Genomic DNA, 18,365 nt, shown 5'->3' with positions numbered 1-18,365 from the left:
AGGCTACATTAGGCATCACATTCTTCTTTACAAAAGCGCTGTAACTTTTCGGTAATTTTTTGAATTACTTTCGATCTTATTTCTTTTTCTCTTATAAACAGATGCCCGCTATCAAATTGTTGGAATTCACACGGTTCTAAGGAGTGTTCAGCCCATCCAAAATGATCTTCTGGAGAGACCCACGCATCCTGTTTTCCTAAAAATACCGTAGTGCTTAGGTTTAAAGGTAATTCATCGCGGTAAGTATAACTTTTTACTATATTCATATCGCCAATAAAAATAGGTAATAAAACTTTGATAATACTTTTGTTCATGCGTTCATCGCTGTAATCAACAATGCCGTTTTCTTGAAATACACTGGATAAAGCAGTTAATTGTGCCTCATCTAACTCACCAATGTGCTCTGAGTTTAAATCAAATAAATTGATGTTCATTTGTTGTAGTTTAGCCAGCAGATTATGCAAACTTTTGGAGGGTACACGAGGATCAGGATATGCTGATGCAAAAAGATGCGCAGGCGTTGGTAGGTGATGTGTACGTAAATAGCGAGTCAGTTCAAAGCCAATTAGTGAACCAAAACTATGACCAAAAAACGCAAAAGGTAAATCAAATTGAGGTTTTAGTTGATAGGCCAACAAAGACACTAAAGTATCCAAGTTATCAAGAGGCTGTTCTTCCATCCGATTTTCTCTACCTGGCAATTGTACTGGGCATACTTCAATAAAATCAGGAAATTCCTGCTGCCATTCGCGATAAATAGAGGCGCCTCCACCACCATACGGAAAGCAAAATAAGCGTATTTGAGCATGCTCTTGTATTTTTCGATTGGCGATCCATATATTATCGAAATGGGTTGCTGGTGTGGGTTCCTCTTTTGCTCCTATCCATTGGCTTGATAACACATACTCTGCAATCTCATTAATTGACGGGCCTTGCATCATCAAAGGTAAAGAATATGTCACGTTCAAATTGGTTTCTATGATGCGGATTACTGCTAATGCCATGAGAGAATCCATCCCCAGTTCATGCAAGGACTGGAAGGGGCTAATATCATTTTGGGGCATCGCAAAAATCATCGCAAATTGCTCAGTCAAATAATGGATCAATTGCTGTTTACATGTTGTATAAGGCAAAGATAAATCAAGTTGAAACTGAGATTGAATTTCCATTATTTTATCGATTTGCAGGGTATCGTTGAGTATGGTCATCTGTAGACCATGGCATTGAGCGAGCAAACGATAATTTTTATCCAATAAATACCAATCGGCAATTATATGCTTTCCTTCGGGATGCAGTTTTTTTAATACGGTGTATATATACTTTTGCTCTTCTGCTGCGCCATAAAATTCAATAGTACCCATATGCGATGCAATATAGGGTTTAGTAAATTGTTCTGGAAGCAGTAAGAAGAGTGTTTGAATACAGGCATCAAAGATCCCTGGATGCATTTGCGTTATAAATTGTGTCCCACGCTCTGAAGCCTTAGGTTCGCGTAATTCACAAAATAATTCATTGTCATTTGTCCAATATTGATGTGCCCAGCGAATGGTATCGCCTGCGGGCATACCCATACCGGTGATGCGTTTGTAGAATGATTCCTGAGTTCCGGATGCCGGAAGTCGTTTGAGCAACTCGTTCTTGCTTGCAAGTTGACTGAGAGGTGAGGTATTCAACGCTAAAGCGCCTGTGGCATGTTCTATCCAATTGTCTTTGCCATCATTGCTGAAAAAACGAAATATTAAGCCATTGTGCTCTTCTTTTTCGATGATTAAGTGGACCAAAACGGTTTTTCCATCCAGAACTAATATAGGCGATAAAAAATTAAGTTGTTGCACATTAAAGGAAACTGTAGATTGTAGTTGCTGTGTGGCATACGCCAACATTTCCAGATAATAACCTGCATGCAATACATAAAATGTATCCTGGATTTCAGGCATTGTTTGTGTATCAAAGACAAACTCAAATTGGCGCGCTGCTAAAGGTGAGGCTAGGGTCTTTCCGCGCATTGGGTAGCTTGGATTAACACGCGCATTGGATGTGTGCCCAAAGCTTGGCCAATAGACTTTGTGTTGCCATGGATAAAACGGCATATCCAAAGGCATGTAAATGCGTTCTTCTTCAAATTTTTTCCAATCGACCTGAGCTTGGTTTATATAGTTTTTTGCTAAGAGAGACAAATCCATGTTCACAAATTCGGATATGCTCAAGGGGTTGTTGGATTTTTTTAGGTCATGATTGATAAATACATGTTCCTGTTGCCTGTGAGGGTCTACACGCAAAGCCTCTAGTTTTTGATACAGATCTGCAACTGAATCAGTAATTATTGCTAAACGATGCACATAATGCGAACGTCTGACATGGAGGTTATAGCAGAGCTGTGCCAGGTTTGTTTCTGGTTTATTGTTTAAAAAAGCACACCAACGCTCAATCAAAGCCGATAATGCAGCAGGCTCTTTTGCCGAAATAGTGAATAACTCGTTATCCCGGGCAACAGGTGCCGAATCGGGTTGCTCATGTAAAGAGAGTTCCCGCAACACAAGATGTGCATTGGCACCACCAAAACCAAAGCCACTGACTCCCGCAATACAGCTATCACCATATCGAGGTAATTGCTCCGTTTGTTGTGGAATACGCAAGGCGTAACGCTCAAATGGAATATGTGGGTTGGCCTGCGAGAAGTTAAGGTGGGGTGGAATGAAACCATGTTTTAAAGCTAACGCCACTTTAATGATGCTCACAATACCTGCTGCGGGTTCCAGATGCCCTACATTGGTTTTGACTGAACTTATCCAGCAGGGTTTTTCAGGCGCGCGATTTTTGCCGACAATTTCGCCCAAGGCTTGAATTTCAATGGGATCTCCGAGAAAGGTACCTGTTCCATGACATTCGATATAGGCAACATCTGCCGGATCGGTTTGCGCTGCCTTATATGCCGAGCGTAATAAGTGTTCTTGTTGTAAGCCATTCGGTGCAGTTAAGCCATTTGTTTTGCCATCTTGGTTTATTGCCCCCCCCATAATCACGGCATAGATTTTGTCTTGATCCTTTAATGCTTGCGAAAGTGGCTTCAACACAATGGATCCAGCTCCTTCTCCTTGCACATAGCCATCGGCATTGGCATCAAAAGTGTGGCACTGTCCAGTAGGCGAAAGCATCGTTGCTTTGGCCAAAACAGAATGAATAGACGGTAATAAATTGATATTTACAGCGCTAACCAGTGCGGTATCACATAATTTTGCCTGCAAGTTAAGACAAGCTAATTGAATGGCAATCAGCGATGAGGAGCACGCAGTATCTAACACCAGACTGGGTCCACGTAAATCGAATAAATACGATAAGCGATTTGCTGCCATACTGATGGCACTTCCGGTAGGAATAAACAAAGCATCCATATCCGAATCCAGTTTTTGCAGATGGCTAAACTGACTTGCATAGAGGCTGGAAAAAACCCCCATATTGGATCCAGCTAAAGCCTCAATCGTTAAGCCGGCATCTTCAAGCGACTCATAAGCAACTTCCAATAAGATGCGTTGTTGTGGATCCATGCGCATTGCTTCGCGGGGACTAATGCCAAAAAAATACGCATCAAATGCCTCAATATGCTGCAAATAGCCTCCCCAATACGATAAATTGGCGTCACGTTGCTCTGGTTCGCGAGTACCTTTAAGGAGTTCCCAACGTGTATTAGGTATTGAGGAAATGACATTTTTACCTTGGCAGAGTAATTCCCAAAACTCTTGCGGAGTATTTGCTGTGGGTAAACGACAGCTCATCCCGATAATCGCCATCGGTTCAAATAAGTGCTTATTTTGTTCCTGCAAAAGCTTTTTTAGCTTTTGAATCATTAACAATGATTTTTTTAAAGTAGTTGTGTCATTCATAGGCAAGCTCTAGCTCTTTTAATTCCAATTCAAGTAGTTCATTAAGTTGTGCGGCGTTTAATTGATCCAGATCATGCGTTTCTTCTACGCTAAAAAAGGGGGTAGGACTTGATTCGCTGGGCATCTGTACACGTTGCATGATGTATTCAGTCAATTGTTTGAGAGTGGGGTAGCGGTATAAATCCATAGGTGCGACCACATCAGGGAAGTGTTTACCTAATTCTTCGGTATAATCGATTCCGGATATGGAGTCCAAACCGTATTGCTGGAAGGGGGTATCTCGTTCTATTTCTGCCTCGTCTAATCCTAATACGCTTGCAAAAAGATTCAGAACTAATGCCGTAATTTCCTCGGGGCTTAATGAGGAAACGACTGCTGTTTGTGTGTTTGCAGCATATTCAGCAACAAAATAGCTAAAGAAATCAAGCTGCTTGGCCGTGGGATTCACTTGTAAAAATTTCTTCCATTGAATCTTACATACGGTCATTTCAGCATGATCGAGGCGGAGTAAAGTATGAAACAAAGCAACTCCTTCTTTAATACTCAAGGAAGCCATACCTACGGCATCTAAAAATGCATCATGATTATGTCGGTGGCTCATCCCTTTTTCCGACCAGGCCACCCAGTTAATACTTGCTGCAGGTAATTGCATACTGCGGCGATATAAAGCAAGACCATTCATAAATTCATTTGCTACGGCATAAGCACTGAGTCCAGCCATGCCAAAATGAGGTACTGCGGCAATAGAAGAAAACAAAACGAAACAAGACAGGGGGGCGTGTAAAAAGAGTTCGTGCAATACCAGTGAGCCTTGTATTTTTACGCGCAACACGTTCTGCCATAATGCCTCATCCATCTCGGCAATCGTGACGTTATCCGTAGTGATTCCCGCCAAATGAAAAACGCCATCAATCGGCTGTTGCCATGTGTTTTCAGCATCCTTGATTACCTGATGCATTTGGTTTTTGTCAGCGACATCGACTGCTGCATAACGGACTTGTGCTCCTTTAGCTTCTAATTGTTTGAGCCAAGTATTTTTCTCATGAGTTTGTGAGGACAGTTCTGTAGTTCCCGTAAGCAAAATAAAACGCGTGCCTTGGGCGACAATAAATTCTGCTATTTCATAACCTAAAGCACCTAAACCGCCAGTAATTAATGCCGCAACAGGAGTCTTCCTGGAGGGTATCTCCTGATTGTGCGGCATTTCATAAGGCATGAAGCGAATGGTATAACGTTCCGCAGCACGATAGGCAACGTGATTTTGTTGGGCTTGGTACTGAGCTAATTCTTGAGCTAGGATCTTCGCATTTTGCTCCATACCTGCATTTATCTCCAGATCAAGGAGTAGGGCTTGATATTTTGCTTGTTCGGCTGCAAAAATACGGGTCATAGACCAAAGATGGTGTTGCCAGATATTCACGGAATCACTGGGATTTACATACTGAGCAGATTGTGAGGCAAGACAAACGATTAATTGCTGTGACCACGAATGTTGGATCAGGGCTTGGAACAGATACAATAATTCCTGTGCAGGATCTGCTTGGTTTCCTGTATTTGAGTTCTGGGCCGAGCCGAAATAGATAACTCCTCTTAAATCTTCTTTATGTCGTGTATGAATAGTAGCAAATAATTGCTCATAATCTGTTTTTTGAGAACCATTGATGGTGTATTCATCTGCACGAATTGATGCAAATTGCTTGCCTGTAACACAATAAATACTGTCACCAAATTCTTGTTTTAATGAGGGTACTGACTCTTGCTCACAAAAAATAAGCCATGTTCCTTCATTTTTTAACAATCCAGACTGCGTTAGCTGCGGATTTCTCTCCCATTGGGTGAGGTAAAGCCAATCTTGGGCGTCAACTACGTCAGGGGTGTACACTACAGATGGCGGCGTTGGCTGCACCGTGGGTTCGATGTCCTTAGTTGGTATCCAACAGCGTCGTTTTGTAAAAGAATAGGTAGGTAACGAAATAATATTAGGAAGGGTTTGTTTGTATAATTGTTCCCAGTCTATTTTTCCTCCATTAATCCAATGTTGGGCTAATTCTTCATAGCGTGCATTGTCGATTAATTCTGCTGCATGCGCGGGTTGCGGTGTGTTTTGTGTTTGATGATTTATCCAGAGTTGAGAATGATGACTCTGAGGATAATTCGCCAAGACTGCAAGCAATTCGTCCGGGTTGCTAACAATCACTGCCAGTCGCGCGCTCATATGCTCTCGGCCTGTTTGCAAAGTAAAGCATGCATCTCTGAGCCATTCTTTGTTTGCTGTATGAGGATGTTGCAGCACATAGCGATGCATTTGTTGTACTTGTGCCGCTAATCGCTCTTCATTTAATGCAGATAATAAGAAGATATATGGGCCATTGCTCATGTTCTGCTGTTTTATTGGTGGAAGGTATTCCTCGATAATCATATGTACGTTTGCGCCACCCGCACCAAAAGAGCTGACGCCAGCACGACGAGGTACATTATACCCAGGCTGCCAATCAGTGAGTTCTTGTTGTACATAAAAAGGTGAGTTTTTGAAATCAATAAAGGGGTTCAATTGGGCGCTATGTAATGTCGGGACTAATTTTTGGTGGCGCATCTGTAAGAGCACCTTGGCCAATTGCGATACTCCTGCTGCAGACTCCAGATGTCCAATATTGGATTTGACAGAACCAATTGCACAAAATTGTTTGTCTTCCGTATAGTGTTCAAAGGCATCTTGCAAACCACGAATTTCTATGGGGTCGCCTAGAGATGTTCCTGTGCCATGCGCTTCAATATACGATACTGTTCGCGCATCCATATTCGCATTCTTTAAGGCTTGGAGAATCACCGCGGCTTGCGCATTGGGATTGGGGACCGTATAGCCACTGGTTTTACCCCCATGATTCATACTGCTTCCTTTAATTACCCCATAAATCATATCATTATCGGCTATTGCCTCAGCCAAAGGCTTCAATAATACAGAACCAACGCCTTCAGCAGGCACATAACCAGTTCCCCCTTCAGCAAAACTGGCGCAACGCCCTTGTTCGGACATAAAATTAAAACTGCCCAGGAAGTGATATTTACTAGGATGTAAGGACAAATTAACCCCGCCAGCAATTGCCATTTTGCAATCACCTCGTAACAGGCTCTCACAGGCTAAATGGATTGCTGCCAAAGAGGATGAGCAGGCTGTATCGACAACAAAGCTTGGACCATGTACATCAAGAAAGTAAGAAATGCGGTTTGCTACTGAGAACGATTGGATATCCAGTGGCACACGATTGCCTTTTTGCCACTCTTCCGCAATAAATAATGGATAAAAGTTATACGTGACACCAGCAAATACGCCAACTGAGTTTTGTGCTTTGTGTTTTAATTTATCTCGTGTGTAACCCGCATCTTCCAGCGTAGACCATACGGATTGCATGAATAAACGCTCCTGTGGATCCATAAGTCCTGCATCGCGTGGGGAGATGTTAAAAAACAGCGGATCAAATTTATCGACATCAGGAATAAAGCCTCCATGGGGGAAATAGTGTTCCTCGCCGCCGAGCACTACAGGATAGTCTTTATAATTCCAGCGCTCGACCGGTACTTCGCCCACACAGTCAAGCCCCGAGCTTAAGTTATGCCAAAATTCATCCATGGAATTGGCCATTGGGAAGGTGCCGTTTAAGCCAATTATGGCAATGTCGCGCGATGTATGGCTCATCTGTTCATAGGCGGTGGTTATGGGTTTAACCGCTTCTATCTCAAGTGGTGCAACTGACGGCTTAGCATCGATGGTAGGCATCAGCACAGACAATTTCTCTTGATGATGTTTGATAAAATATTTGGCTAAATCATTTAATCGATTGCGCTCATAGAGTAGGGTTTTAGGTAGGGTGCCGAAATCTTTCTCCAGGCGATTGGTAATTTCCAAACCAATCAATGAGTCAACGCCATAGACTTCATAGGTTTCATCCAGTTGAATACGTTCGGGGGTCGTCCGTAGTTTTTCCGCAAAGACTTGCTGTAAATAGCTTAATACTTGGCTGGAGCGGTCCATTGTTACTGGGATACTCGGATTAGTCGCTGGTATGATAACTTTGGGTGGTATGGCGTTTGCTTCCAGATCATACCAATAACGTTGCTTGCTAAAGGGATATGCCGGTAACGACGCGATGCGTTGTAGGTTTTCTCCAGCATATACGTCATGCCAATCAATTAAGTAATGTTTTGTATAGAGATCAGCCAGGATAAATAACTTGTGGCGATATTGCTCTGGGTGTTCTGGCTGCTGTAATGCGTTAATCGCTGCCTGGTATACTTCATCAAATACGGGGCCTTGGATAGTCAAGGTTTGGCCTTCGTTTAACATGCAATACTCAGGGACTTCATGTTGACTTAACAAGGTTAATGCATGCAATAAGGCGTCAATAGAGTCTACTACTAGAGCGCAACGGTAAATAAAATGCGCACGACCGGCATTAAGCGTAAAGCTGAGTGCAGCTAAGGAGACTGTTTCTTTATTTGAGTTAAGCCATTGCTGCAAATCTGCTATTTTTTGTTGCAAACTTTCTTGGTGTTTAGCCGACAGTACAATTAAATAATAGGGTTTCGTGTGTTGGTTCGTCACGGTCGTCTGATGGGGGAGACCTTCCTCTAGAACAATATGCGCATTAGTGCCACCAAATCCAAAAGAGCTCACGCCCGCACGCAATGGAATATCCTCTCCGCGTTCGTTTTTATTGCGTTGCCAGGGTTGTGTTTCTTTGGCAATGTAAAAAGGTGTGTTGGTTAAATTGATGTACGGGTTTAATTCATTGAAATGCAAAATACCGGGTATGGTTTCATGGCTCATGGCCATAATCAACTTGATGACTCCCGCAATTCCTGATGCAGGTTCTAAATGACCGATATTGGTTTTGACCGAACCTAAAGCAATGGAGTTTTGTGTGATTTCTGATGTAAGTAGCGTTGAAAATGCACGTTTCAATCCTTCGATTTCAACGGGATCGCCTAAAGCGGTTCCTGTACCATGCGTTTCAATGTAGGTCACTGTTTCAGGATTAAAATCAGCTTGTGTGTAAGCTCGAATTAATAGCTCGCTTTGTGCGACTGCATTCGGTGCGGTTAGCGATTGTGCCTTGCCGCCATGATTTACTGCGGAGGCTTTAATGACTCCATAAATATGATCACCATCTGCTTGCGCTTGTTTTAATGCTTTTAATAAAAGGCCAGCCACGCCTTCTCCTTTAACGTAGCCATTTGCCGTCTTGTCAAACGTTTTGCAACGACCATCAGCGGATAAGGCACCCAATTGGCTCGTGACGATCAGCGTATCAGGGCTTAATAGAAGGCTTACGCCACCTGCGATTGCCAACTCACATTCACCATGGCGAATAGCCTGTACTGCACGATGGATCGCCACCAAGGAGCTTGAGCAAGCGGTATCTATGGCTTCACTCGGGCCTTGGAAATTGAAAAAGTAGGAAACGCGATTGGCAATCATGCTATGCGAGTTCCCTGTCGCAATAAATCCGTGATGTTCTTTTTGTTGTTTGGCAATTAAGGTCTGATATTCGCTAAACTCAACTCCTGCAAAAACCCCAATGTTGCGTGAGGGTAGCGAAAAAGGATCGTAGCCGGCATCTTCAATGACTTTCCATGCAATTTCCAAAAAGAGCCGTTGTTGCGGATCCATAAGATTCGCTTCGCGGGCTGAAATATTAAAGAAGCCTGCGTCGAATTGATCGAAGGCATTAATAAAAGCACCCCATTTGGAATTACTTTGATGTGTTTCATTGCCAAAATGATCACGCCAATTCCAACGTTCTATAGGGATTTCAGTTACTAAATCATGCCCATCAAGCATATGTTGCCAGAATGTGGCAAGATCATCGGCTTGGGGGAAAAGCCCCTGCATCCCGATAATCGCAATTGTATCTACTGTATCGGTTGCAACAGGTCTGGATTGCACTGGACGAGTATGGTCGTGCAGTTGGGCTATTTCATGGTGTGCTTGCGCTACTGCCTCAGGAAACTGATTGATAAGATATTGACTGATTGATAAGACGCTACTGTGGGTAAAGAAAAGGGCCGGGGTAAATTCTATTGCATATTGCTCCGTAATCTTTTTGGCTAATTCAATAAAATGGACCGAATCCATCCCATATTCGCCAAGATTTTTTTCTAGCGCAATTCGGTGTTGTGTCATTTGTAAAATGTGAATGACTTGTCGAACCAGAAAAGAATGTACCTTGTCAGTAAGTCCGTTTGACGTTAATACCCCATTGCCTTGTTGCGCTTCCAGGCTTTTATGTTGTGCTATATCAGAGTACCAATAACGTTCTTTGGCAAAAGGATAAGTCGGTAAGGATATTTTTTTCCTGGATTCATCGGCATGTATTTGCTGCCAATCCAAAGTCTGACCTTCTACATAAAATTTTGCTAATGTCAGCAAAGCTTCTTTATAGTGAGTGGGTTGGGACAATTGTTGCATCATTATTGGTAAAAGCGTCGTATTGAGCAAGCTGTTTTCAGGTTTATTGTCTGCATTGTGCTGCATGAACAAGTGAGCAGGGTGTTGCTGCGCTTTAAATTGTTGTATTAAATCGCCCACTTCAGCAAGCGAGCTTGCAACCATGGCACAACGGCATTCAAAATGACTTCTGCACGCATTTAAGGTGTAACTAACCTGTTCGAGCTGCGCCGAGGGATTATTTTCCAGCCAAATCAGTAAATCGTCCAAGCGTTGATTTAAGGCGAGTTCGGTTTTGGCAGATACGGTGAACAAATAATGTGACTTGTTCTGTGTCGAAGAGGACAATACTTCCGGTGCCGCAGATAAAATCAAATGGGCATTAGAGCCTCCGGCGCCAAAAGAGCTGATTCCTGCAATTCGTGGCACATTAGCTAGGGGTTGTTTCCATTCACTGACGGTTTGCTGCACACGAAATGGCGTGCGCGACCAGTCTATGTTGGTATTTAAGGTTTCAGAGAAAAGCGAAGGCACTAAGGTTTGATGTTGTAATTGCAATACCACTTTGGTAACGGCAGCAATTCCTGCGGCAGACTCACAATGGCCAATATTGGATTTTACGGAGCCAAGAGCACAGTGCTGTTGCATGGATTGCGCAAATACTTTATTTAGGCTGGCCATTTCAATTGGATCACCCAGTGACGTTCCAGTGCCGTGTGCTTCAAGGTAACTGACTTGCGCAGGATCAACCTGAGCTTTTTGGTAGGTTTCTGCAAGTAATTCAGCTTGTGCATTCGGGTTTGGTACAGTGTAACCGTTTGTTTTGCCGCCATGATTGAGATGGCTGCCCTTAATTACTGCATAAATGAGGTCGCCATCTTCCAGCGCTTTATCTAAGGGTTTGAGCAATACGGCACCGACGGCTTCGCCAGGTACATAGCCATCGCCGCCATCACCAAAACTGCGGCAATGCCCATCACTTGCTAAAAACTTTCCGTGGCTGAGCAAGAGGTATTTATTGGGGTGCAGTGACAGATTGACGCCACCCGCAAGCGCCATGTCACATTCGCCCTCATGGATGCTTTGACAGGCTAAATGAATTGCTGTGAGTGAAGAGGAACACATGGTATCCAGCGCGATACTTGGACCACGAAAATCAAAAAAATAGGAAACCCTATTGGCAATTGATGCAAACACCGAGTTCGTGGGGACAAACTTATTGGGTTGTGCTGCTTCATGAGCAAACAGCTGGTACTGGCCATACATAACGCCTACATAAACCCCAATTTTGCTGCCGGCTAATGTTTCACGGGCATATCCGGCATCTTCTATGGTGTGCCAAGCAGTTTCTAAAAATAATCGTTCTTGTGGATCCATTAATGTCGCTTCACGCGGCGAAATATTAAAAAACAGAGGATCAAAGTGATCTACGTCTTTTAAAAAACCGCCCCATTTACTGTACATTGTGCCTTGACGCTCTTGATTGGTATCAAAATAATCTATCAAGGTCCAGCGTTCCTTGGGGATTTCTGTAATACAGTCTTTGCCTGCACACAGATTGTGCCAAAACTCTGTTATATTCCTCGCTTCAGGATAGCGTCCACTGAGGCCAATAATGGCGATATCAGATGATTTCGAGGTGTTTTTGGTGAAACCAAGACGTCTGGGGGCTGCTATTATGTTTCTGGGCGCGGTAAGGAATTTTGTCATTCCCGCGTAGGCGGCAATCCCTTCTTGAGTTAGCACTGGTGTATGACTCAGGATGGAGTCTTGCTTATGTAGGGACGACAATTCCGCATGCGGTAGGTGCAGACTCAATTCATTGCTGTAATGCGCTATGAAATATTCGGTTAAATCCGCCAAGTTGTGGCATTCAAAAAATATGGTTTTGGGTAATGCGGTGAACTCTTTGGCCAAGCGTTGATTGAGTTGAATGATCATCAACGAGTCAATGCCATAATTTTCGAAAGGCAGGTTCCGCTCAATTCGCTCTGGCGAGCACTTCAATGTCTCAGCGAGTATCTTTTTCAAAAAGTCTTCGGCGAATTCACCTACATTGGGATTGGATACATGGGCGGTCACTGGTTGTTGCCGCAGCGAATTTTTTTGTAATGCATGCCTGAGCTTTTGCTGATAGCCTGGGAGAACAATGCACTGCGCAACTTTATGCTGTAATGCTTGCAAGAATGCGTTCAATCCTTGCTCAGTAGCTAAACTTAAGATGCCTAAGGTTTGCTCTAGCTCTTGCTGATATTCAGGAGCGATATGCAATCCCCCTTCTTCCCAAAGCGGCCAGTTCATTGATAGTGTCTGTCCGTGGCAATTCCCGCGTGCTCTTTGTTGCTCCCGTTCGTAGGCAAATTCATCCAGAAAACAATTCGCGTAGGCATAGTCACTTTGCCCAAGGTTGCCAAACACTGCGGCAACCGAGGAAAAGAGAATGAAAAAATCTAAAGGTTCTTGACACGTTGCTGTATGTAAATTACTGGCACCATAAATTTTTGGTGCTATAACATCCTCTATTTCGGGGATTGTTTTATTGACAATCAAGCCGTCGTGAGTCACTCCTGCAGCATGAATAATGCCATTGAGTACACCAAAATGCTCTTTAGTTTTTTGAATTAGTGTTTGCACTTGGGGCAAGGACGATACATCGGCAGAGATATAAACGACTGAGGCGCCGTGTTGCTCCAGTGTGGCGATTTTTTTTTGCTGCAGCGCAGACAGTGTTGTACGACCTGTTAATACTATTTGGGCTTGATAATGTTTTGCCAAATAGGTTGCAAACAAATATCCCAGTCCACCCATGCCGCCAGTAATTAAATAAACACCGGATTTTTTGAGGATTGGAGTTGTTACATCGAGTGGCGGTAGCGGCGTATAGTGTTTGATATAGCGCTGCTTCCCTTCATAGCGTACATAAATTTCATTTTGCGTTAATTCATGTGTCAGTTGGCTTAAATCATCTAATTCTATAAAGCGACAGGAAATTTTCGATTGCTCTTGGTGCACGCATTTTGCAAAACCATCCAATGCGCGCGAAAAAATGGAGCGTTTTTTACTGGTAATAATTAATTGTATTGGCTGTTTGAGGCTTAATTTACTGATTTGGGCTACTATGGTGTGCACCAGATAATAAGTCTGTTCGAGGTTTTTTTGAATTTCTGTTGTTGTCCGCCGCTCATCATCTAACTCTTCCAGCGCAATAATAATACACTCGCTGAGTGTGTTGATAGGTATATCGGTAAGCGAGGATGTGTGTAGAAGTTGAGATGAAACGGTGCGCTCTGGGAACTGTTTTTTTATTGCCTGTATTGACCGTTCATTGCTTCCTAGAATCAGAATGGAGTCTGGATGTGTTCTGCTTGTTGTACGTGCTGTTTGCATCATCCATTGAGGAGTGTAATAAACAACATGTGCTTCAGGGCGTACCGGCTCATGCACTGCGCATAAGGTAAATCCTGTAATGACTAATAAGAGCGTTCCTTCCGTATCAGTAACGTGCAGATTAAATACGGGCATATGTAGGGTGTCTTCGTTGGCAGTCAGCTGCGCATGGACATAACAGGTATTTGTTAATGCTTTATAAATATCGACTTGCTCGATAGAAAAAGGTAGATACAGCACTTCACGATTTTTCAGTAAAACCTGGGTTGTCTGTAAAATGCCATCGAATAAACACGGATGTAATACAAACTCATGAGCAGAGGTAGGTAGATCTACAGGCAGGGCAACCTCTGCTAAAAGATTATGCTCATCGAAGTGTATGCTTTGAATGAGTTGAAAACTGGGCCCATAACTTATGCCTACATGATTAAAATGGTTGTAAATGACATTGGGCTCTTGGGTATAGGGCAATGTTGTTTTTAATTCGTGTAGGTTTAATCGGGGGAGTGGGGCATAGGCAGAATTATCCATATAATGCAGCATGCCATGCACATAAGAAACCGCCTCTTCTTGGTCTGTTATTGAAAAGGAGACACAATCGCTTTCAGGAAATAAAAGGATATGTAGCGGGGTGGACAGATCTTGATTTTTTATTGGTCTGTTCCAGGTGATCTGGCTTAGAGTGGTCACTTGTTGGTGACTTGATGCCATATTGGCAGCAACGCGGGCCATTTCCAAACACACCGCCCCGGGTAAGACGCGCTCCTTGTTGATTTGATGATCCCGTAAATAGAATTCATTTCCAGAAAAGCGTTTACTAAAAGCAGACGTAGAGAATGTAGAAATATTCTCATCAATCAATGTATGCGCACTTTGCTGCTCATGGTTTTTGATTTCCAGCCAATGGGACTCTTTGGCGAAAGGATAGGTCGGAAGCGATATTTTTTCCTGATAATCCCCATACACTGTGCGCCAATCAATGGATTTTCCGTGCAGATAATTAGTGCGTAGTTGATTTAAATTAGCCGGGTAACGATTAGGGGATAATTCGTCGTTTAGCAAATGAGACTCAATATCTTTGCTGGATAAAATGGACTGCAATTGTTCCTGTAACTCAGCAATTGTTGCCACAATCACGCAAAAACGTTTACTAAAATGTTGTCTTCCTGCATTTAAAGTGTAACTGAGCGCTGCCAGGCTTGGTAAATCCTTTTGTTTATCCAACCACGTAAGCAGATCTGCAAGACGTTGTTGCAATGCAGATAGTGTCATTGCCGATACGCTAATCAGATAAGCGGGGTGAGCAGGAGAGGGAACGGGTGGGTGTTCAGGGCGTTCCTCGAGGATAATGTGCGCGTTTGCACCACCGAAACCAAAAGAACTTATCCCCGCTCTTCTCTGCTTACCTGGAGCTTTGAGCCATTGCCTGGGTTTATCAACAACATAAAATGGGCTGTTCTCAATCTCAATATAAGGATTTAATTCATTTAAATGTAAATTAGCCGGTATCATTTCGTGATGCATGGCTAATAAAGTTTTTATAATGCCCGCGATTCCAGCTGCAGATTCCAAATGGCCAATATGTGTTTTCACTGCCCCCAAGCCACAATAGTGTGTTGGTAAGGATTCAATGTTCTGCACTACGGCTAACTGTTGAAATGCTTTTTTTAAGCCGTTGATTTCAATGGGATCCCCTAATGGTGTCCCCGTTCCGTGGGTTTCGATGTATTGAATGCTGTCGATGGGAATTTGAGCGCGTTGGCACGCTGCAATAATGACTTCTGCTTGGGCATTGGGGTTGGGAGCTGTTAGCGTATTAACATGTCCTCCATGATTCACCGCAGTGCCTTTGATTACCCCATAGATGTGGTCACCATCTTGTAATGCCTGGGATAATTTTTTTAATAAAATAGCGCCTGCGCCTTCGCCACGCACATAACCATTGGCATGTGTATCAAAAGTCTTGCAGCGTCCGTCTTCACTTAACATGCCTGCTTGTCGAGCGGCAATAAATGAAGTAGGAGTAATTAACGTATTCACTCCACCTGCAAGCGCCAACTCACAATCGTTATGTAAAATTGCCTGCACAGCTTGGTGAATGGCAACCAGGGAGCTGGAGCAAGCGGTATCTATTGCTTCACTTGGCCCCCGCAAGTTTAAAATGTACGAAATACGATTGGCAATCATGCTGTGCATTGTGCCTGTAGTCAGGTAGGCATCCATGACCTCATTTTTTTGCAATAATTCGGCATAATCATGATTAAATACTCCCACAAACAAACCGGTTTTCATTGTGGCAAGAGTTGCTGCGGTGTATCCCGCGTCTTCAATGGTTTTCCACGCGGTTTGCAGAAATAATCGTTGTTGTGGATCAATAAGTTCTGCTTCGTGAGGCGAGATATTAAAAAACGCAGCATCAAATTGATCCACATGATCAATAAACCCACCCCATCTCACGGTTAAATCACGCCAGTTCCAGCGCGATAAAGGTACTTCACTGATGCAATCTTTTCCCTGAGATAAATTATCCCAAAAGGTATCCACATCGGGAGCCTGCGGGAAAATACCGCTCATCCCTATGATTGCAATGTCATTGGACTCATGTGTATGTTGTCTTTTTTCATGATGTACCACGGCAACGTTTTGTGTCGCTAATAAATCGTTATAAAACGCTGCTAAGGTAGCGTATTCATACAAAGTCGCAGGGGATAAGGCGAGCTCATAAGTTTCATTCAGTACACTGGTGAGATGAATGATATTAATTGAGTCAAAAGAATAACGACTTAACGGGGCATGTAGATCAATTTCTTGCTCATCTATGTTCAATACTTGCGCGACTAGATTGGCGAATTGCTTCGTCGAGCCAGTGTGCGAATTCTCATGTGCTGTTGTTATGGGCGAGTCATTGGTTAACCGGGTGAGCTTTTGCTCGTTAAATAGCAATTGTGCTTTTTTTCGTTGTAATTTGCCACTCCCAGTTTTAGGAATTGCCCCCCTAGGGCTTAAAACGACGTCGTAAATATCCACACCATGATGTTTGGTGATCGCATGACTAATTGCATTTTTGATCTCAGGATAGAGTGATGGATGCGTTTCTTCGGATAACTCCTGGACAATGATAATTTTTTCTTTGCCTGCAATTTCAGTTGAAAAGGCTACTTGGGGTAGTTTGATTGGAAATGCAGACAGTGTATTGGCGACAGTGATTTCTAGATCAAGCGGGTAATATTTTTTGCCATAAATGACAATGACTTCTTTTAATCTGCCAGTTAAATAAATTTCGTTATCCGAGATAAATCCAAGATCTCCGGTTTTAAAATAGTGCAGCGTACTGCCAGGTACTGTTGCCTGAAATACCTCTTGGGTTTCATCAGGGCGTCGCCAATAACCTTGGGCGAGTGATGCCCCTGATAACCAGATTTCACCAGTTTCTCCGGGAGCAACTGGCTGTTTGCTTTCAGGATCTACAACAAGGGCGTGTAGCCCTGCTAATAATTTGCCACTACTGACTATTTGTCGCGGTGTATCTTGCAGAGGCAATGAGTATGGTTCACGGCCATAAGACGTTACTGCAATTGCTCCCGATAATTCGGACATCCCGTATGCAGAACAAAATTGCTTAAGCTCAAAGCCGCATATTTTAAATTTGCTAATAAATTGGGTAAGTGTTTGATATTGAACAATATCCCCACCATTAATTGCTACCTTCCAATGCTTTAAATTAAGCGCAGCAAGCGCCTCATCTGGAATGTTACGTACGCAAACATCATAACCAAAATTAGGGCACCCACTATGGGTGACACGATACTTTGTAATTGCTGATAACCAGGTAATGGGTCTATTAATGAAGGCTGCGGGCGACATAATAATGGCCAGGGTGCCATGATATAAAGGTACCAGGATACCGCATACCAATCCGTATACATGGGTATGAGGAGCCCAAGTTAAGGTGACACTTTTCTTGGTGTAATGCCAAACTTTAATGGTTTCTTGCAAACTGTGTTGCAAATTACCATGCGTGATGATGGCTGCTTTGGGCGTAGAGGTGGATCCTGATGTGTATTGTAAATAGGCAATAGTATCCGCGATAATCTCAATGGGTTGATACTCTCCAGTAGCGTGGGTTTTTAGCGTATCTGTAGCCAATATAGGTACTTTGTGTGTTAGCGTCGCTTCAATACTAGAGCGATACTGCTCCAAGCTTAAGACTGCAGCAATGTCCGCATCATCGGCTATGGTGTTCAGAAATGCTTCGTGTTTTGCAAACTCATCGATTTTAGGGCATGGTACTGGCACAGCAATTACCCCGGCATACCAGCATCCGAGCAAACTGGTTATAAACTCAATTCCCGTAGGATAAATAAGGAGTGCACGCTGGCCTAGCATGTGCTGGGATTGTAAATTGGCGGCAATCATTTTGGCTTGCTGATCCAGTTCACCAAAAGTGAGGCTTGCTGTCGGATGTTGTCCGTCTTCTAAATAAAGTGCTGCTTTGGCTTGAGGATGCTTTTGGGCGCGGTTCTGTACTACATTAACAATATTTTGCATATGCAACTTCCATTTGCTAAATCGATCATTTGAACTTGCATCATGCTATCAATACTCTTGGGTAATGTCATCTGTATAATAGGGATGGTTTGTAGACTGGTTGC

General features: G+C 43.2%; 2 protein-coding genes. Both read right to left on the bottom strand.

The genetic code is table 11. The features are described from left to right. Nucleotides 1–8 precede the first annotated feature (8 nt). On the bottom strand, nucleotides 9–3,881 hold the full coding sequence (locus Lste_RS08020; protein WP_058510516.1) for a beta-ketoacyl synthase N-terminal-like domain-containing protein: 3,873 nt from the start codon (nucleotides 3,879–3,881) through the stop codon (nucleotides 9–11). Next, nucleotides 3,874–18,261: an SDR family NAD(P)-dependent oxidoreductase gene (locus Lste_RS08015; RefSeq protein WP_058510515.1), complete on the bottom strand. Its 14,388-nt coding sequence runs from the start codon at nucleotides 18,259–18,261 to the stop codon at nucleotides 3,874–3,876. The genes Lste_RS08020 and Lste_RS08015 overlap by 8 nt, the downstream gene beginning before the upstream one ends. Nucleotides 18,262–18,365: the final 104 nt, after the last annotated feature.

Origin of the sequence: Legionella steelei, from assembly GCF_001468005.1 — a bacterium.
GTDB classification, from domain to species: Bacteria; Pseudomonadota; Gammaproteobacteria; order Legionellales; family Legionellaceae; genus Legionella; species Legionella steelei.
Note: the sequence above shows the minus strand (reverse complement) of the source record. Positions and strands in the feature narration are given on the sequence as shown.